This is a genomic window from Niveispirillum sp. GW835-FHT14G11 (assembly GCF_058793615.1).
Window position 1 is genome coordinate 221,008 of sequence record NZ_JBXAFZ010000003.1, and the last position, 18,769, is coordinate 239,776.

Annotated in this window: 20 protein-coding genes; 3 read left to right on the plus strand and 17 right to left on the minus strand. The window is 63.6% G+C overall.

All coding sequences use genetic code 11. The annotated features are described in order from the left end of the window. Window positions 1-105: 105 nt before the first annotated feature. The 14 genes from pal to fabI form a co-directional block, all read right to left on the minus strand. Window positions 106-606: a peptidoglycan-associated lipoprotein Pal gene (gene pal, locus AC1Q7F_RS07355; RefSeq protein ID WP_492505293.1), complete on the minus strand. Its 501-nt coding sequence runs from the start codon at window positions 604-606 to the stop codon at window positions 106-108. Between the two features lie 156 nt (window positions 607-762). Beyond that, on the minus strand, window positions 763-2,127 hold the full coding sequence (tolB, locus tag AC1Q7F_RS07360) for a Tol-Pal system beta propeller repeat protein TolB (protein ID WP_492505294.1): 1,365 nt from the start codon (window positions 2,125-2,127) through the stop codon (window positions 763-765). Beyond that, the gene (locus tag AC1Q7F_RS07365; RefSeq protein WP_492505296.1) at window positions 2,127-3,050 is read right to left on the minus strand and encodes an energy transducer TonB; all 924 of its coding nucleotides are present in this window, start codon (window positions 3,048-3,050) and stop codon (window positions 2,127-2,129) included. The genes tolB and AC1Q7F_RS07365 overlap by 1 nt, the downstream gene beginning before the upstream one ends. Window positions 3,051-3,069: 19 nt before the next feature. After that, window positions 3,070-3,534 (minus strand): ExbD/TolR family protein, encoded by a 465-nt coding sequence (locus AC1Q7F_RS07370; protein ID WP_492505298.1) that lies wholly within the window; start codon window positions 3,532-3,534, stop codon window positions 3,070-3,072. Between the two features lies 1 nt (window position 3,535). Further along, entirely contained in the window at window positions 3,536-4,273 is a 738-nt protein-coding gene (gene tolQ, locus AC1Q7F_RS07375; protein ID WP_492505300.1) for a protein TolQ, read from the minus strand. Between the two features lie 5 nt (window positions 4,274-4,278). Further along, entirely contained in the window at window positions 4,279-4,833 is a 555-nt protein-coding gene (locus AC1Q7F_RS07380) for a YbgC/FadM family acyl-CoA thioesterase (RefSeq protein ID WP_492505302.1), read from the minus strand. Then, a complete protein-coding gene (gene ruvB / locus AC1Q7F_RS07385) occupies window positions 4,826-5,905 on the minus strand; it encodes a Holliday junction branch migration DNA helicase RuvB (protein ID WP_492505709.1) in 1,080 nt (359 codons plus the stop codon). Before ruvB ends, AC1Q7F_RS07380 begins: the two co-directional genes overlap by 8 nt. 44 nt (window positions 5,906-5,949) lie before the next feature. Beyond that, window positions 5,950-6,564: a Holliday junction branch migration protein RuvA gene (ruvA, locus tag AC1Q7F_RS07390; RefSeq protein WP_492505304.1), complete on the minus strand. Its 615-nt coding sequence runs from the start codon at window positions 6,562-6,564 to the stop codon at window positions 5,950-5,952. After that, window positions 6,561-6,998, minus strand: coding sequence for a type II toxin-antitoxin system VapC family toxin (locus tag AC1Q7F_RS07395; protein ID WP_492505306.1), 438 nt, complete (start codon window positions 6,996-6,998; stop codon window positions 6,561-6,563). Before AC1Q7F_RS07395 ends, ruvA begins: the two co-directional genes overlap by 4 nt. Then, entirely contained in the window at window positions 6,976-7,257 is a 282-nt protein-coding gene (locus tag AC1Q7F_RS07400; protein ID WP_492505307.1) for a type II toxin-antitoxin system VapB family antitoxin, read from the minus strand. Before AC1Q7F_RS07400 ends, AC1Q7F_RS07395 begins: the two co-directional genes overlap by 23 nt. A 61-nt stretch (window positions 7,258-7,318) precedes the next feature. Then, entirely contained in the window at window positions 7,319-7,846 is a 528-nt protein-coding gene (gene ruvC / locus AC1Q7F_RS07405) for a crossover junction endodeoxyribonuclease RuvC (RefSeq protein ID WP_492505309.1), read from the minus strand. A 79-nt stretch (window positions 7,847-7,925) separates the two neighbouring features. Continuing rightward, the gene (locus AC1Q7F_RS07410) at window positions 7,926-8,678 is read right to left on the minus strand and encodes a YebC/PmpR family DNA-binding transcriptional regulator (protein WP_492505311.1); all 753 of its coding nucleotides are present in this window, start codon (window positions 8,676-8,678) and stop codon (window positions 7,926-7,928) included. 107 nt (window positions 8,679-8,785) lie between these two features. Next, window positions 8,786-9,766: an NAD-dependent epimerase/dehydratase family protein gene (locus AC1Q7F_RS07415; protein WP_492505313.1), complete on the minus strand. Its 981-nt coding sequence runs from the start codon at window positions 9,764-9,766 to the stop codon at window positions 8,786-8,788. A gap of 12 nt (window positions 9,767-9,778) precedes the next feature. Next, on the minus strand, window positions 9,779-10,549 hold the full coding sequence (fabI, locus tag AC1Q7F_RS07420) for an enoyl-ACP reductase FabI (protein WP_492505314.1): 771 nt from the start codon (window positions 10,547-10,549) through the stop codon (window positions 9,779-9,781). 248 nt (window positions 10,550-10,797) lie between these two features. Here fabI and AC1Q7F_RS07425 point away from each other — a divergent pair, with 248 nt between their 5' ends. Continuing rightward, entirely contained in the window at window positions 10,798-11,919 is a 1,122-nt protein-coding gene (locus AC1Q7F_RS07425) for a bactofilin family protein (protein ID WP_492505315.1), read from the plus strand. A 57-nt stretch (window positions 11,920-11,976) separates the two neighbouring features. Here AC1Q7F_RS07425 and AC1Q7F_RS07430 read toward each other — a convergent pair whose 3' ends face one another. Next, window positions 11,977-12,939: a ribonucleotide-diphosphate reductase subunit beta gene (locus tag AC1Q7F_RS07430; protein ID WP_492505317.1), complete on the minus strand. Its 963-nt coding sequence runs from the start codon at window positions 12,937-12,939 to the stop codon at window positions 11,977-11,979. 221 nt (window positions 12,940-13,160) lie between these two features. Between AC1Q7F_RS07430 and AC1Q7F_RS07435 the strand changes: the two genes are divergently transcribed. Continuing rightward, window positions 13,161-14,054 carry a hypothetical protein gene (locus AC1Q7F_RS07435; protein WP_492505319.1) on the plus strand — a complete coding sequence of 298 codons (894 nt, stop codon included), beginning with the start codon at window positions 13,161-13,163 and terminating at the stop codon, window positions 14,052-14,054. 15 nt (window positions 14,055-14,069) lie between these two features. Here AC1Q7F_RS07435 and AC1Q7F_RS07440 read toward each other — a convergent pair whose 3' ends face one another. Both AC1Q7F_RS07440 and AC1Q7F_RS07445 read right to left on the minus strand, forming a co-directional pair. Then, window positions 14,070-17,087: a transglycosylase domain-containing protein gene (locus tag AC1Q7F_RS07440; RefSeq protein ID WP_492505321.1), complete on the minus strand. Its 3,018-nt coding sequence runs from the start codon at window positions 17,085-17,087 to the stop codon at window positions 14,070-14,072. 110 nt (window positions 17,088-17,197) lie between these two features. Next, complete coding sequence (locus tag AC1Q7F_RS07445; RefSeq protein ID WP_492505323.1) at window positions 17,198-17,635, minus strand: GtrA family protein; 438 nt, start codon at window positions 17,633-17,635, stop codon at window positions 17,198-17,200. Between the two features lie 101 nt (window positions 17,636-17,736). Here AC1Q7F_RS07445 and AC1Q7F_RS07450 point away from each other — a divergent pair, with 101 nt between their 5' ends. Continuing rightward, a complete protein-coding gene (locus AC1Q7F_RS07450) occupies window positions 17,737-18,750 on the plus strand; it encodes a class I SAM-dependent methyltransferase (RefSeq protein ID WP_492505325.1) in 1,014 nt (337 codons plus the stop codon). The last annotated feature ends 19 nt before the right edge of the window (window positions 18,751-18,769 follow it).

The following is an 18,769-nucleotide window of genomic DNA, read 5'->3' on the forward strand; positions in this document are numbered from 1 at the left end:
TCATTCGGTGAGGCTTGACGAGACTCCACGAAAACGAAAACGCCGCCCGGTTTCCCGGACGGCGCTTCCTTCAGGCTGTCGCCCGAACCTGTCGGATGACGGTGATCAGTTGATCACGGTCACGCCACGGCGGTTCTGCGTCCAGGCGGCTTCGTTGGAACCAACGACCTGCGGACGCTCCTTGCCGTAGGAGATGGTCTGAACGCGGGCGGCTTCGACGCCCAGGGCGGTCAGGTAGTTCTTGACCGACGTGGCGCGGCGATCGCCCAGGGCCAGGTTGTACTCACGGGTGCCGCGCTCGTCAGCATGACCTTCAATGGTGATGGTCACGGACTTGTAGGTCTTCAGCCAAGCGGCCTGACGATCCAGGGTAGCAGTCGCTTCCGGGGTCAGGTCGAACTTGTCGAAGCCGAAGAAGACGCGGTCGCCGACATTGACGATGAAGTCTTCGGCGGAGCCCGGAACCGGGCCCGAGGGCTTGGCCGGCATGGCCGGCTGAGCGGCGGTGGTGCCGCCGGTGGTGGCGGTCGCGGCCTGTTCCGGCTTGCTGGAGCAGGCGGTGGCCAGCAGGGCGACCGCGACGAGGCTGAGCATCTTGAAGCGCATTTGAGAGACCCCCTAGGTGGAACTCGAGTTCAGGTTAGGAATTGCGTTTTGCCCCACGGAACAGTGCGAACCACAGCCAGCCGCCGCATGAACGCGATCTTTGAGGACCAGCGGATTTGAGCACTGTTCTTGCGTTGCGAAACTAGTGTGACGCACTCACGGAATCAAGGGCGACCATGCAGGGTCAGAAGCATCGGTGGGCGTCAAGACCTGCCGTTCATTAAACCCTGTCAAGTCGATTGAGTATAGCTTGGCTTGGCGCTGTTTGCCCCCCTGTCCAGAAGGCCGTTCCTTAAAGAACATTAGCACTCGTCCATTTGGGGCCCAGGTAGGCCCTTCGACGTGGAAGGCCTCGGTCAAAAGTCGCTCGCCTGAGCCATCCGGCCGAATGACACCGATGTAGAACTTGTCACCGGCCAGACGGGTGAAGGCGATGAGATCGCCGCGCGGGGACCAGACGGGCGTACCATAACGGCCTTGCCCGAAAGTAATCCGCTTCACGTCGCTGCCATCGGCATTCATCGTGTACAGCTGCTGTGTACCGCCACGGTCGCTCTCGAACACGACTTTATTACCGTCGGGCGAGTAAGAGGGCGAAGTGTCGATGCCGGGATGGTTGGTCAACTGTGTCTGGCGGCGCGTGCGCAGGTCCAGCGCATAGATATCACTGTTGCCGGACGTGGCCAGCGACATGATCACCTTATTACCATCGGGGGAGAAGCGCGGGGCGAAAGTCATGCCGGGGAAATCGCCCAGCACTTCCTGGCGGCCCGTGTCGATATTGAACAGATACACCCGAGGCTTGTTGTTGAAGTAGCTCAGATATGTGATTTCCTGGGTGCTGGGCGAGAAACGCGGGGTCAGCACCAGGACACGGCCGTCGGTCAGGAAACGATGGTTCTGGCCATCCTGATCCATGATCGCGAGTTGCTTGACGCGCTGCAACGCAGGGCCGGACTCGGCGATATAGACGATGCGGGTATCGAAGTAGCCTTCCTCACCGGTCACGCGCTTATAGATGGCGTCGGAGATGATGTGGGCGACTCGCCGCCAGCCATCGGCCTGTACGGTATAGGCCAGACCCGTCACCTGCTGGCCCGCCGTCACGTCGAACAAGCGGAACTCGATACGGGTGCGGCCGTCGGGCGACTGGGTCACGGTCCCCGTCACCAAGCCCTGGGCCTGGATCAAGCGCCAGTCGGCGAAGCGCACGCCGGTCTTCAGGCTGTCAGGCGTCTGCACGAACTTGGCCGGCTCCAGCGGACGGAACAGGCCCGAGCGCTCCAGGTTCGCCGATATCACGGCGGCGATATTGTTCCCGATCTGCTGTGCATTGGGATTATCGCCGGCGAAATTGGTGATGGCGATGGGAATCGGCGTCGGATTGGCTTCCGTGATGTTAATCTCAAGTTCGGCGCGGGCGGGTGCGGTGAAACCGACCGCCATGACCGCCACCACCAGGGCGAGGAAGCGGCCAACAACCCGCCAGCCGCCCGTGGAGAAAAGAGCGTTGGCTTGCATCAGAACATGTCCTTCAGGCTGAACTTCATCAGGATTGAGCCTTTATCCGCATATTTGTCGCGCGGGATGTTCAACGTATTACAGCCGGGCAAAAGCGGCGCCCGTAAGGCGGATTCCACGAAAGCCCGAAAATGCGGATCGGTGTTGGGATTACCCGTACCGGACACGTACTGCACATTTGTGACGCGCAAGTTGGTATCGAACAAGACCCGGATTTCCGCCTGCATGCTTTCCACGCCCTTGGCACCCACCGGTGCGTTCCAGCAATCGCGAATCTGACGGCGCAGCGCGTCCTCCTCGCTGATGCTCAACCGCTCGCCCGTCTTCGCGGCCACCGGCTGCGGCGGCTCCGACGCGGTTTCCTTCGGCGGGTTCTTGGCGGGCGGCGAGTCCGTCTTCAGCTTGGCGACGTTCTTCAGCACGCTGTCGAGCGTCTTTTCGGGCGGCTTGGGCTTTGGCTCCTCCTTGGGCGGCTTCGGCTTGGGCTCTTCCTTCTTCGGCTCCGGCGGCTTGGGCTTGGGTTCCTCCTTCTTGGGAGGTTCCGGCTTGGGCTCTTCCTTCTTCGGTTCCGGTTCCGGCTTGGGATCGGGTTTCGGCGGCTCCGGCTCAGGCGGCTTTTCGGCAACCTGCTTGGGCGGCTCGGGCACCTTCACCTCGGGCGGCGGTGGCGGCGCCTCCTTGGCCTGCTGCGGCGGGGGCGGGGGTTCCGGCTTCGGCGGGGTTGGCTTGGGCGGCGGGGGCAGCGGCTTGGGATTGGGCTCGGCCAGCTTGGCGATGGTCATCGGCCCAACCTCGACCACCTCGACCGGAACCTCCTGCAGCTGAATGACCTCCCGCTCCTTGATCAGGTGCGGAAGGCCGATCAGCGCCAGGATCAGGAGCGCCAGATGGAGGATGCCGGAAAGGATCAGGGTGCTGCGCATGGTGCGTTGGCTTCCGCCCCTACTTTCCGCGGCCGTCGGATTCGATGATCAGCTTGGCCTCCGACAGGCCGGCACGGCGCGCCTCGCTCAGCACATCGACGATGCTGGCATAGGTGGCCTCACGGTCGCCACGGACCAGCACCTTGCGGTCGGGTGTCTGTTCGGCAACCACGGCCAAGCGGGGGCCCAGTTCGGCCAGATCGAACATCTCGTTGTCGAAGACCTTCTTGTCCTTGAAGGAGATGCGGCCCTGGGCCGTGACGGTAACCCAGAGCGGGTCCTCCTCCGACTTCAGGGCCTGCGCCGCCCCCTTGGGCAGGTTGACGGGAATGCCGGCGGTCAGCAGCGGGGCCGCCACCATGAATACGATCAGCAGCACCAGCATGACGTCGACGAAGGGCGTCACATTGATGTCCGACATCGCGGCGCGGCGGCCACGCCGTCGCCCGCGACCGGAATGCTTGCCGGGAAGGCTCGCCCCCATGTCAGCCCCGCTCTTCCAGATGACGCTGCAGAATCGCGGAGAATTCTGTCACAAATGAGTCGAGCCGGTCGCCGAACCGCCCGATCTCCGACGAGAAATAATTATAGGCCAGCACGGCCGGGATGGCGGCGACCAGACCGATGGCGGTGGCGAACAGGGCTTCGGCGATGCCGGGCGCCACGACGGCCAGCGAGGTGTTCTGCTGGGCCGCGATGTTGGTGAAGGCGCCCATGATGCCCCAGACCGTGCCGAACAGGCCGACGAAGGGACCGGCCGAACCGACCGAGGCCAGCACCGTCATGTAGCGTTCGGTTTCCGCCATCTCGCGCCCCACCGTCACCGACATCACGCGTTCCATGCGCTGCGACAGGTTGGCGCGCATGGCGCCCGACGATGACAGGCCGCGCTCGTTGGCATGGCGCCATTCGCGCATACCGGCGGCAAAGACGGCGGAGAACGGGTCGGCCGGGGTGGGCCCGACCTTGTCATAGAGCTGGTCCAGCGAACCGCCCGACCAGAATTGTTCCTCGAAATCGGCAGCCGCCGCCTTCAGGCGGCGCAGCTTGGTCACCTTGTTGAAGATGATGGCCCAGGTCCAGACCGACGCGGCCAGCAGGCCCAGCATCACCAGCTTCACGACGAAATCGGCCTGCAGGAACAGGCCCAGCGCCGTCAGTTCATGGGCCGGGGCGGTGGTGCCGCCCAGCGCGGACGCTGCTTGCAGAAGGGTGGGAAACATCGGGTTCAGTCCTGACCTTGCGTAGATAATTCATGACCATTGCCAACAGCAGCGCGGTCGGCGGGCGGCAAACCAGTAAGCAGAACCGCCCGCAACGCGGCCGGCAGGCGGACCGGCCGCCCCTGTACGTTGATGCATGCCAGGCGCAAGCCCATGCGGACCAGCGGCTGCGGCCCCGTGGAGGCCGCCACCCCGCCCCAGGCAAGCCCGGACACGCGGCACACATCCTGTTCGATATCCAATGTTGCGGCGCCGATATCGACAATCCGCGTGACGACCACAAGCGCGTCGTCAAGACGGGCGGGTTGCCGAAAATCGATGTCGCACCGGCGCACGGTCAGCGCCATGCCGGTCGCCGCCACCATGGCGGCATGCGGGAACCCGGCCAGGCGCAGCATCTCGTTGCGCGCCCGCTCCGCGAACCGCAGGTAATTGGCGTGATAGACGATGCCGCCGGCGTCCGTGTCCTCGTAATAGACGCGGGTCGGAAAGACGTGGGATGTCCGCTCCCACCAGCCGGAAGACGGTGCGCCCCCACCTGGCATGGCGGCGTCAGGCATCGTCATCCCCGTCGAACAGATCGCCCACGGGCGCACTCCCCTTTCCCACCGTCGGCACACCACCCAGCAGGTCCAATTGACGCGCCGGCGTGGCCGGCACGGGCAGGCCCAGATAGCGGTAGCCCGTATCGGTCAACATGCGCCCGCGCGGTGTGCGCTGCAACAATCCTTGTTGAATCAGGTAGGGCTCGATGGTTTCTTCCAGCACGTCGCGCTGTTCGCCCAGGGCGGCCCCCAGCGTCTCCACCCCCACCGGCCCGCCGCCATAATGGTCGGCGATGCAAGCGAGATAGCGGCGGTCCATGGCATCGAAGCCCAACCGATCCACCTCCAGCCGCGTCAGCGCCAGATCGGCGGCCTTGGCATCCACCACCAGGGTCCCCTGCACCCCGCAAATGTCGCGCACGCGGCGCAGCAGGCGGCCGGCGACGCGTGGCGTGCCGCGCGACCGGCGGGCGACTTCCAGTGCCCCCTCATCCGTCATGTCGACACCCAGGATACGGGCCCCACGGCTGACGATCAGCTGCAGTTCCTCCGGTTCGTAGAACTGCATGCGCAAGGGAATGCCGAACCGTTCCCGCAAGGGCCGGGTGATCAGGCCGGACCGGGTGGTGGCGCCGACCAGGGTGAAGGGCGGCAGGTCGATACGCACGCTGCGCGCCGCCGGCCCCTCGCCGATGATCAGGTCCAACTGGAAATCCTCCATCGCGGGGTAGAGGATTTCCTCCACCGCCGGGGACAGGCGGTGGATCTCATCGATGAACAGCACGTCATGGGGCTGGAGATTGGTCAGCAGCGCCGCCAGATCCCCCGCCCGCGCGATGACCGGGCCGGAGGTGGCGCGGAAACCGACATTCAGTTCCTTGGCTACGATCTGGGCCAGGGTGGTCTTGCCCAAACCCGGCGGGCCGAACAGCAGAACGTGATCCAGCGCCTCCCCGCGCGACCGGGCCGCCTGGATGAACAGGGCCAGGTTTTCGCGGACCTGTTTCTGGCCGGTGAATTCGGCCAGGGACAAGGGCCGGATGGAGCCTTCGGCACCATCGCCGCCGATGCGGTCCTGTTCCACCATGCGCTCGGGACGCGGCGCCTCCGGCTTGGGCTTGGGCGCGCGGCTCACTGGCTCAGTTCCTTCAGGCCGGCGCGGATCAGGGCGGAGACATCGGCATCGGCGCCCAGGGTCTGGGCGGCCTTGTTCACGGCCGTGAACGCCTCGATCCGCTTATATCCGAGATTGACCAGAGCCGACACCGCATCCCCGACAGAAGAACTGACGGCGGGCTGTGCCGCCGCATGGGTTTGGCCCGCCGCCACGGGCGTGGTGGCGAGCGTGGCCACCTTATCCTTCAATTCGTTCAAAATTCGGGCGGCTAGCTTCGGCCCGACGCCATCGGCCTCACACAGGGTCGTCTTGTCCTGGGCGGCGATGGCAGAGGTCAGACGGTCGGGCGCTAGGACCGACAGGATGTTGAGCGCTACGCGCGCCCCCACTCCCTGTACCGTGGTCAACAGGCGGAACCAGTCGCGCTCGGTGATGTCGGCAAAGCCGTAGAGCGCCATCTTGTCCTCCGACACCCACATCTCCGTATGCACGGAGACGGCATTGCCCGTGCTGCCCAACCGGCGCAGGGTGCGGGTGGAGGCGGAGATCAGATATCCCACGCCGGCAACGTCGATAATGGCCCAGTCCAGTCCCGTGCTGTCCAGCAGCCCGGACAATTTCGCGATCATTGGCTCACTCCCGCCTCGGGCACCAGCAAAGGCAGGGCCGCGACGATGTCGGTATGGATGAAATCCTGGCCCTTGAACAGCAGGGGGGCACCTGCCGAACGGGATAAAGCGTAGGAGGCGCAGTCACCATAGTTCAGTTGTGCCTTATGGCCCGAACCGCGACCGAAACGGCCATAGGCAGTGAAAGCGATACCCGCCTGATCATCATCGAACGGTAAGAGATGCGTTCCTGTCTCTTCCAGGAAGGCATCAAACTCCCAAACCTTGGACATGCTGAACCGGCGCAGCAGGACGGTGCGACATTCGAAAGCCGACAAGGCCGACATCATTACCCCACGCGCCCGACGGATGGCCCGCAGATGGAAGGCGGCATCCACTTCCCCACACAGGATCGCGTAGATAGAAGACGTATCAATGGCGATCCGCGTCATCATCGCGCAGTCCTTCCATAACGTCATAGCCAAGGATTTCATCCTCGGTCAGATCATGGGTCTGCGGGATGGCCTGAGCGCGGGCGACAATCGCCTCCACCCTCGCCCAACGCGCCTCATCCATCTCATGCGATCGCTGGCCGACACGCTCCAGCCGCTCGCGCACGGCCTTGTGCATGGCCTCCGTCAGGCTTTCACCCGTCAGTTCGGCCAAGCGGCGGACGTCCTTTTCCGCCTCCGGGGATTTGATGTTGAGCGCCATGGGAGGGCCTTTCTTCCTGCTGGGGAAGAATTCTACACCATATGAACAAAACGGCAACTTGTTACCGTTTGATCCCTAGAATGGCGTTGTCCACCTTGCGCCGTGTCTGTGCGTGGTGGGCGTGGCAGATGGCAACGGCAAGCGCGTCGGCGGCGTCAGCGGTGGAGCGCTGGAAGCCGGGCAGCAGCATCTTCACCATGTGCTGCACCTGTTTCTTGTCGGCATGACCCGTGCCGACCACAGACTTCTTCACCAGCATCGGCAGATATTGTTCCACCGGCAGCCCCGCCTTGGCGGCGCTGAACAGGGCGATGCCGCGCGCCATGCCCAGTTTCAGGGTGGAGGATGGGTTGACGTTGGACAGCGTCTCTTCCACCGCCACCTCGTCCGGCTGCCACTCTTCGATAACGGCGGCGATGCCTTCATGCAGTTCCAGCAGCCGCTTGGCCAGATCGTCGCCGCTGTCGGTATTGATCGTGCCGTCAGCCACATGGCTCAGCCGGTTGCCGGCGGCGTCGATGACGCCCCAGCCCAGATGGCGAAGCCCGGGGTCCAGCCCCAGGATGCGCACGGGTGCCTGTCCCACCATGGCTTCACCATTCCCAAAAAACCAGGCCCATACGCAAGGGCGTGGCGGGGGCCAAGAAACCGGCCCCCTGCCCCGTCGATCAGCCCAGCTTTTCCAGCAGATCGGCCGGAATGTCGAAATTGCCCAGCACCGTCTGGACATCGTCATTGTCTTCCAGCACGTCCAGCAGCTTTAGCAGCGTCTGGGCCGTGTCCTCCGCCGTAACGGGCAGCAGGTTGAGCGGCGTCCAGGTCAACTTGGCACTTTCCGGTGCACCGAACCGGGCTTCCAGCGCGTCGCGCACCTCGCCCAGCGTATCGGTGCCGGTGATGATGGAATGGCCATGTTCGTCGGACTGCACATCCTCGGCCCCCGCCTCGATGGCGGCTTCCAGCATGTCATCCGCCGACGCCACGCTGGCCGGATAGGTGACCTGACCGATGCGGTTGAACATGAAGGAGACGGAGTTCGTCTCCCCCAGCGAGCCGCCATGCTTGGTGAAGGCGGAACGCACTTCGGATGCCGTGCGATTACGGTTGTCGGTCAACGCCTCGACGATCAGCGCCACGCCGCCGGGGCCATAGCCCTCGTACCGCACTTCGTCATAATTGGTATCGTCGGCGCTGCCGGGAATGCCCATCTTGATGGCCCGGTCGATACGGTCCTTGGGCAGGTTCTGGGCGCGGCCGGCCTGGATAGCGGCGCGCAGGCGCGGGTTCATGGCCGGGTCGGGCAGACCCGACTTCGCCGCGACGGTGATTTCGCGCGCCAGCTTGTTGAAGATCTTCGACCGCTTGGCGTCCTGCGCGCCCTTACGGTGCATGATGTTCTTGAATTGGCTATGACCGGCCATGGAGACGCCTGCTTCGTATCGTTTTGATATATGAGGTGAAACTGCCGCTTGATACCATATCCTGTGCGCTTTGGGCACCCCGCATACACGCTGGCCCGGGCATGCTGTCACACGGGATAGGGACCGTCGGCGAAGACCCGGTCGTGATAACCCTTGCTGCCGACAGCCAGCGCCAGATCGGAGCGGAAATCAACGCCCCGACCTAGGCTCTCCAGGACATGGGCGAAGCCGTATCGGGGCCGCCAGCCCAACTCCCGCACGGCCCGGGCACTGTCATAGACGCGCTCGATGCCGGGAAACAGCGACCAGCCGCGGACGGCGAACAGACCGGCCGCATCAGGATGATAGCGGTGCAGAACCACGGGCATGTCCCGGCGTAATTCCGCCGCATCACTGGGCGCGAAGGGCGTCGGCGCGGAGATGATGTAGCGGCCGAAGCCGATTTCGCCCACCCGCGCCAGTGCGCATTCGTGCGCGCCGACGACATCGGCGATATCGACACGGCGGTAGAGCAGTTCCAACGCCTGTGCGTTCTCCAGGCTGTAGCGGGACCGCATATCCGCATCATCATCCATTTCCGGGAAGAATCGGGAGGTGCGCAGGATGATCACCGGCATGCCCTGGCGACGCGCATGAAGCTCGCACAGGCTCTCCGCCGCCACCTTGCTGACGCCATAGATATTGCGGGGGATGGGCGTGACATCCTCCGTCACCCAGGCCGCCGGCTCCCCCGCCGCCGGGGTCAGGGCGGCGCCGAAGGCGCTGGTGGTGCTGGTGAAGACGAAACCCTCCACGCCGCACGCCTTGGCGACCTCCAGCAAGGCCAGTGTGCCGGCAATATTGGTATCGATGAAATCCTGCTGGTCGTGGGTCGCCACATGCGGCTTGTGCAGGGTCGCCGCGTGCAACACGTACCGCACGCCCCGCATGTGCCCCGTCAGAAAGGCCCGGTCAGTGATGGAACCGACATGATCGGTGAAGGGAGATGGCTTGATATCCAGCCCCATCACGGCGCGCCCGGCCGCCCGCCATGTGCGCATCAGCGCCTCACCCAGATGGCCGGCGCTGCCCGTCACCAGGATCGTCATCTTCGCTACCCTTCAGCCCACGATGTTGTAGCCCCCGTCAATATAGGGCAACGAGCCGGTAACGGCGTGAGCGCCGTCACTGGCCAGAAAGGCGGCATAGGCGCCGACATCATCGATGGTCACCTGATTGCGGATGGGTGCCCGTTCGGCGGCGCGCGCCAGCAACTCGTCGAACCGGTCGATGCCGCTGGCGGCCCGCGTCTTCAGCGGCCCCGGCGACAGGCTATGGACACGGATGCCCTTGGGGCCCAGTTCGGCCGCCAGATAGCGGGTTGTCGCCTCCAATGCCGCCTTCACCGGGCCCATCAGATTGTAATGCTCCACAACCTTCTCCGAGCCATAGAAGCTGACATTCATCAGGCAGCCGCCATCCGTCATCAGCGGTTCGGCCAGCCTGGCCATGCGGATGAAGGAATGCACCGACACGTCCATGGCCGTCAGGAAGCCTTCCCGGCTGCTGTCCACAACGCGGGCATGCAGATCCTCCCGCGGGGCGAAGGCAATGGAATGCAGCAGGAAATCCAGCCGGCCCCATTGCGCGCCGATCGTTGCGAACACGGCTTCCAGTTCCCCCGGCACGCGTACATCGCAGGGCAGGACCAGGGACGCGGCCAACGCGTTCGCCAGGGGCCGGACATGCGGTTCGGCCTTTTCGTTCAAATAGGTGATGGCAAGATCGGCCCCCTGGGCACGGAAGGCCTTGGCACAGCCATAGGCGATGGAGGCACCATTAGCGATGCCGACGACAAGGCCGCGCTTGCCGGAAAGATCGAACAGACCCATGGCTCATCCTCTTTTCGCATTGCACAAAGGCGCCAGGGTGCGGTGGACGTCGTCCCCGATCAAGCCCATATGCCATCCTCTAGCCGCCTGGACTGCGACGGTAACTGACCTGTATCAAGGTGGAGCCAGACCGGTAAGGCACGGTGGACCTTGGCCCCGGCCCATGCGGGGCGGATCATCGCCCCGTCATCATCGCCCCGTCATCATCGCCCCGTCATCATCGCCCCGGAAGGCAGGATAGCGTCCCCATGTTCTCCCGTTTGCTGTCACTTGCCGCCCTGGGGCTGGCCCTCGCCGGCCCCGCCCATGCCGGAACGGAATTCCGGTCGGGGACGGAGGTGCGCCTGATTGCCCCCCTGCCGGACGACCTGGCGGCGGCGGGCCATTCCGTTTCCATCGACGCGCCCGTCGACGGCGACGTGATCGCGGCGGGGCTGGAACTGCGTGTCACCGCCCCTATCGGCGGCGATGCCATGCTGGCCGGGTTCGACCTGTCGGTGAAGGGGCCGGTGCACGGTGACCTGGCGGCGGCGGCGTTCGACCTGTCGCTGCACAGCGACGTGGCCGGCGATGCCATGCTGAGGGGGACGGAGATCGACCTGCAACGCGGCGCCCATATCGCCGGCGATCTTCAGGCCAGCGGAACTGAACTGACCCTGGCCGGCCAGGTCGATGGCGACGCCAGCCTGACCGGCGACCATGTGGTCATCGAAGGCCGGGTGATGGGCGACCTGGAGGTCACCGCCAATGTCCTGGAACTGAAGCCGGGGGCACAGGTGTTGGGCGATCTGCGCCATACCGGGCCGCAGGCGATCGAGGTGCCGGACGGGGCCAGCATCGGTGGCACCATGCGTTATCACCATCAGATCATGGCCGGCGACGGTCCCACCCTGTTGGGCACGTTGGGCAAGGCGCTGGCCCTGTTCCTGCTGGGGGTGGGTGTACTGTGGCTGCTGCCCGGCCCGGTGACGCGGGCGGCCGACGGCGTGCGCCGGCACCCGCTGCGCCACCTGCTGCTGGGCGGCGCCATCCTGCTGCTGTCGCCGCTGCTGCTGGGTCTGCTGATGGTCAGTGTGGTGGGTATCCCGCTGGGGGTGCTGCTGCTGGGCCTGTGGCTGCTCTGCGTGCCCGTGGGCATCGCCGTGACCGGATTCGGCCTGGCCCTGATGATCCGGCGCGGGCCGGCCCAGGCGGGGACGGAAGCGGCGGCCCTGATGCGGCGCTATGGCCTGGTCGTGTTGGCGTTGATCCTGGTGTCGCTGTTGCCCGTGGCGGGAATGGTGGCGCTGGCCCTTGCCGCAGCATTGGGACTGGGCGCATTGGCAGAGACCTTGCTGCGTGGCCGGCGCGGGGAGCTGCCCGCAGGCTGAAACAAAAAGGGCCCGCCATCACCGGCGCGCCCCTTTTCTATCGTCAATCGACGTTCATCAATCCCCGAACGCTTCTTCCCAACTGCCCTTGGTGGCGGCCTTGGAATATTCGGTGGAGCGGTTCTCGAAGAAGTTTGTGTGTTCCACGCCGTTCAGGATGGCATCCATCCAGGGCAGCGGGTTCTTCTCCGTATCATAGATCGGGTCCAGGCCCAGCTGCACCAGGCGGCGGTCGGCGATATAGCGGATGTATTTCTTCACATCCTCGCCTTCCATGCCCTTCACCGCCCCCATCTCGAACGCCAGGTCGATGAAGGCATCCTCGTGATGCACGATGGTGCGGCAGGCCTCGTACAATTCCTCCTGGAAGGCTTCCGTCCAGACCTCGGGATTCTCGGAGATGAAGGTCTTGAACAGCTGGATGATCGACTGGGTATGCAGGCTCTCGTCGCGCACCGACCAGGTGACGATCTGGCCCATGCCCTTCATCTTCCCGAAGCGCGGGAAGTTCATCAGGATGGCGAAGCTGGCGAACAGCTGCAGGCCCTCGGTGAAGGCACCGAACACCGCCAGGGTCTTGGCGATGTCCGCTTTGCCGTCGACATTGAAATTCTGCATGTAGTCGTACTTGTCCTTCATCTCCTTGTAATGGAGGAAGGCGGAGTACTCGACCTCGGGGATGCCGATCGTATCCAGCAGATGGCTGTAGGCCGCGATATGCACCGTCTCCATGGCGGAGAAGGCGGCCAGCATCATGCAGACCTCGGTCGGCTGGAACACGCGGCTGTAATGACGCATGTAGCAGTTGTTCACCTCGACATCGGCCTGCGTGAAGAACCGGAAAATCTGCGTCAGCAGGTTCCGCTCGCCGTCCGACAGATTGTTGCGCCAATCCTTGACGTCATCGGCCAGCGGCACTTCCTCCGGCAGCCAATGGATTCGCTGCTGCGTCAGCCAGGCCTCATAGGCCCAGGGATAGCGGAAGGGCTTGTAGACGGGATTGGGCGTCAACAGGGACATGGCACCGACACTAGATGTAGGGGGTGGATGCCGCACCCTAGCACAATGGGCGGCGGTGGGAAGAGGTCTTTGGCTGTGGATGACGTGGATAAAGGGGATGGTCGAACGGGTGGGTAAGGCTATGCCTTGCCCACCTTGTCGATCCGACGCTTCGGTGGAATCATAGACCAAACCAGTCGGCAGACGCAGCAATTCACTACTGACATCAAATGCGAGGATATATGACCTTCTGTTTTGCATTCATAGTCCCAGGCAACGGAATAGGAATTCTTTCAGACACCAGAATAAGCCGATACACAAAATATGGAGATATTGAGATTGAAAGTGAAGAATTTCAGAAAATATGGAGCCCAAATCAGAGATGCTTTTTTTCTTTTGCAGGATCTATCGGATTAATTAAGGCTATTTTGCATGACATAGAGCACGATCTTTCTTCAATACCCGATAACGGATGGTATCATATGGTTCAAAAAAAATTAAAAGATAGATACATAGAATTGATATCAAAAAATATTTTTAAATCATCAGAATATTCTGCTCAAATTATATATGCGAGCGTAAGGCACAAACACGGATCACAAGTATTTAATCTTGCTGAGTTTGAATTTTCATTCCAAGAAAACACAGCCATCATTATAACGAACAGACATAAGATTGATTACGCGTCAATTGGAGCGACGCCAAAAATAAGAAAAATTCTTACCGGCGCCGCGATTGAAAATATGCAAGACCTATACCACCGCACAGCATCGACAAGAATTCTTTCCGGGGACGAAAGAAAGAAAATGTCCAAAAGACTGAAAATAGAAAATATAGAAGATGATACTATTATTGCGATAGTGGACTCCCGACCAAATTCTGGAGATAAATTTTCGCGTACGATGCGCTCATTTCAACGCGACACGTATGAAAATCCATCAATCATGAAACCGAACGAAACAATGTTGCTTGGTGCAGCCGCAGTAAAAGCGGTTGAAGATGAAATGAAGGAAATTCGCAAAAGAGGAGTTGCATACAACGAAACGATTGGAAACAACTGGCACCTCTCGATTCTAAATTTTAGGGATGGACTCCTTACAGTTAACGCACTGCCCAACCCAGAAACCTCCAACTGACCGAAAACATCACTCCTACCGCCCGTTCCGCTCCGCCGTCTGCGTATCGGCATTCATCAGCGGGTTCAGCGCCGGGGCCAATATCTTCAGCAATTGTGCCGGCAGGGCCGAGGTGAAGCGGTATTCCGCCGCTTCCGGCCCATGCACATGGGCGGTGATCACGCCGAAGAACCGGTCGCCGATATAGAAGACGAAAGTGGCTGTGCGGTTGACCACGCGGCTTTCCAGCACCACGCCACCCGGCCCATAGCGTTCGAACCGGTGGTCACCCGTGCCGGTCTTGCCGCCCACGGCGATCTCCTGCCCGTCCAGGCCGGAGAAGGCGCCCTTCACGCGTCGGGCGGTGCCATTATCCACGATGTCGCGCAGGTGGCGGCGGACGACGCGCGCCACTTCCGGGGCCATCACCTGCTCCGCCCCGTCCAGCAGGCGGGACGGCACGAAGCTGGTCTCGTACGGCGTGCCGGATGCGAAATGCAGCCGCCCGACGCGCAGCGTCGGCAGGCGCACACCGTCATTCAGGATGATGCCCATCAACTCCGCCAGGGCACCCGGCCGGTCGGCGGAACTGCCGATGGAAGTGGCGTAGCTGGCCAGCAGGCTGCCGAACGGATAGCCCAGGCGCGTCCATTCCTCATGGATGCGGTTGAACGCCTCCTCCTCCAGCACGATGCCGATGCGCGTGTCCTGCGCCTGCTTGGAGCGCGAGGAGAACAGCCATTTGTAGCTTTCCTGGCGCGGCGCGCTGCTGTCCTTCAGCATGTCGCCGCGCTGTGGCCGGCGGCTGTCCTGAAGATAGGAGACCAGCCACAGTTCCAACGGATGCACACCGGCAATATAGCCGCGGTCGTTCAAGGACCAATTGTCGGGCGCGTAGCGGTCATAAAGCGCCTTGACCTGCGCCTCGGGCGGGCCGCCCGCCGGCATGTGCCGGTTCAAGAACAGGGCCAGATCGTCCACCGGCGCATTGGGCAAGGCCGAACGGAACACCACCGACAGCCGGTCAGGCGTGGTCCGCACACGCTTGGCCAGCTTGTCCAGCGCCGCTTCCGGCTCCAGCCCCTTATAGTCCGACCAGAACTTGTTCAGATACGCACTGCCCTCCTGATCGGCGAACTGCGCCAGATAGGTGCGGCGGGCGGGATGGCGCGGGTCATCCATCAGGTCGTCGCGGCTGTCCGGCCCCTCCGCCACATAATGGTTCACGATGTCCCGCATGATGCGGATGAACACCAGGTTGATGGAATGGCGGAAGGCCTCGGCCACGGTCACGATGCGGCCATCATCCTTGTCGTCGAAATTGCCGAAACTGTGCAGGCCACCGCCGGTGAAGAAGCGTTCGGCCGGACTGGCCGAATATTGCCGTTCCATTGCCTGGTCCAGGATGGTGGCGATGCCAATCCCCGGCTGCGCCGCCATGGCGCGCAGCACCCATTGCGACAGCCGGTCCGGCGCCTCCAGGGCCGCCGCCTCCAGCTCATACGGCTCGCGGGTGATGTAGCGGTCATGCAGCTTGGCGACGATCTCCAGGTAAGTCACAAGCGTGCGCAACTTGGCGGTGGAGCCCAGGTCCAGCTTCGCACCCTCATTCAGGTCCAGCGGCTGCGGCAGTGTATCTACCTGCACCCGCACCAGATTGGCATCCGCCGTGCGCTCGAACAGGGTCACCGAATAGACGATGCGGGCCGGGTCGGCATTGTTCAGCAGCCGTTCACCCACCAGACCCAATGCTGCCGCCTGCGCCGGGTCGGCCAGCTTCTTCAGTGTGTCGGTCACCCGCATCTGAGTCGGTTGGTCCAGCGTGGTATCCACGGCCAGATCCAGCCGGTCCAGCGCATAGAGGCTGGGTACGCCCAGCAGGCCCAGCAGACGGGCGCGAATGGCATTGGTGGCCTTCTGCTCCACGAAGCTGGGTTCCGGCACTGGCGGTGGTTCGGCCCGGAAGCGCAGGGGGAAGAAGCGGGCGGCATCGGCCAGGGGTGCCGGGACGACGCCCGCCTTCTCCAGCAGGCTGAGATGGCTGTTGGCCAGATCGTTCAGCGCCTTGCGCCCGCTCGCCCCCAGATAGGCGGTGGGGCGGCGCTGGGCCAGCAGCAGGCTCAACACCTGCTTATAGACGACGGCCTGGACCTGAAGGTCCTCTTCCTTCTTGGGGTGGGACCGCAGGACGCGGTTGGCCACGGTGAAATCCGTGCCGTACCAGGCCCAGAGCCCGTCACCCAGCCCATTCACCTCCCCCACCCCCGGTCGTGCCGACAGCGGCGTGGAGTTCAGGTAATCCACGACGATCTGGTGGCGGGCCCGCGTCGTGTCGGCCCCGCCCTTATAGGCGCGCACCGATGCCGACATCATCTGGCGCAGTTTCTCCACACCGCTGCCCGTGCGGCCCTCCGGTGAATGGCGGTATTTCTCGATCTGGGTGGCCAGCGTAGAACCACCGGCACGCGGGCTGTCCGGATCGATGAATTTCAGCGGGATATTGACCAGGGCCAGGCCAAACCGGTCCCATTCCACCGCCGGGTTGCGGTTGGGAAAGGTGGGGTCCAGCAACTCCCGGTTCTCGATGAACAGCAGCGTGTCGGCCACCAGCGTCGGCACCTCGTTGAAGCCGGCATAGATGCGCTCCGGGTAGCGGGCATCGAACAGCGGGTTGCCCATCTGATCCCGGATGGACAGGCCGCCCGAAATCTTCTCCGCATAGGGCGCGAAGCCGCCGAATTCCATATAATCGCGCAGGGCCGGGGTCGGCCGCGCCTGCAGATCCACGCGGTAATCGGCGGCCAGCAGCCGTTCCACGAAACTGGGCAGGCTGGCATAACCCAGCCGCGCGTCATAGGGGCCGAAGCCTGGGAAACGGATATCGGGATTGGGGCCGGGCTCCACCTTCCAGCCCAGGTCGCGGCCATAGCGGGCCAGCACTTCCGATTGCAGGGCAGAGGTCTGCGCCTCCTGCCACAGGGCGGCACCGGCACCCACCGTCAGCGCCAGGGTCATGCCCCAGGTCATCCAGCGATAGAACCGTGCCGACGGCATGCCCCGAAAAACTCCCCGAACCCCTTGTTATTCAGGCATGCATAGCATGGTGCCGGACGGCTTTGCCACCGGTGCCTGCGCCCTCTGTCTTATGGATGGGAGGGCCTATATCAGGCATTGCGGAAGACCAGCTTCTTTGACAAGACAAAGTTGAAAACCAGCCCCGCGACGCTGCCCGCCGCCACCCCGGCATAGGGCAGCAGCGCCGTCAGCGGGTCCGGCCACAGCCCGATGGCATCGACCACCCAGGGCCCGATATTCAGCACCAGCACGTAGACCCCGTAATTGACCAGCGCTCCCACGGCATTGGCCATCAGGAAGCGCGCCCATTGCCGGGCCGCACCGCGCCTGGAAACACCGGTGAAGGTGAATTGGCGGTTCATGTACCAGGTGAAGGTCGCCGCCATCAGATAGGAGAAGACGCGACCGCCATAGGGATCCAGGCCAGCCACATGCAGGGCCACGGCCAGCGCCGCCATATCGACGAACAGGCCACCGACGCCGATCAGGGCGAAGGTCGCGAACTGGCGGGAAACAGGCTTGGTCATGATCGGCGGCTGTCCGTGGCGGCTGCCCCTTGCCTACACGCTTTCACGCCTGCGGTCACGCCGCTCGACAGGGGGCCTGCGATGGGTTAGGCGTTGGCCCCATGTCCATTGCCAAAGCCATCCATCATCCATTCGCCGCATCCCTGCTGCCACTGCCGGCCAGCGGCTTCATCCTGAACGCCCAGGCCGACAGCGAATTGCTGCCGGCCCTGCGTGCCCTCACTTGTGTCACCGGCTTCAAGCCCGCCTTCGACGCGCTGATCAAGGCCGGGTTCCGCGTGGTGCAGGACCTGCCCGAGGGTGATTATCAGGCCGGCCTGTGCCTGTTGACCAAGCACAAGGCCGAAAGCCTGGCCAGCATCGCCCAGGCCTGGGCGGCATTGCCCGTGGGCGGGCTGCTGGTCTGCTGCGGTGACAACGATACCGGCGTCACCAGCCTGATGAAGGCCACCAAGGATGTACTTGGCGAGGTCGAAAGCCTGTCCAAATACCATGCCCGCACCTTCTGGCTGCGCAAGGGTGCGGGGGCGGAACCGTCGGTGCTGGCCGACTGGCGGGCCGGCGGCACCGTGCGGCCCGTGGCCGCCACGGGCTTCACCGCCGGGCCGGGCATGCATGGCTGGAACAAGATCGATATCGGATCACGGCTTCTGGCCGCCCAGTTTCCAGGATCCATCCGCGGCCGCGTGGCCGATCTGGGTGCGGGCTGGGGCTATCTGTCGGCCGAACTGCTGCGCGCCGCCCCCGGCCGCATCACGGGCCTGGACCTGTATGAGGCGGATGCCGCCTCGCTGGCCGCCGCTGCCGTGAACGTTGCGCCATTGGCCGGCAACACGGTGCTGAAATACCATTGGGCCGACGTGACGGCGGGCCTGCCCAGAGGCCGCTTCGACTGGGTCATCACCAACCCACCCTTCCATGCCGGCAAGACCACCGATGTGACGCTGGGCACCCAGTTCATCACCCGCGCGGCCGAGGCGCTGGGTAGTGGCGGCACCGTGCTGCTGGTCGCCAATAAACACCTGCCCTATGAGGCGGTGGTGGAAAAGCACTTCAAGTCCCGCCGGACCGTGGCGGAGGCCGACGGGTTCAAGGTGATCGAGGGGAAGCGGTAGAGGGACTGGGCCATGCGGC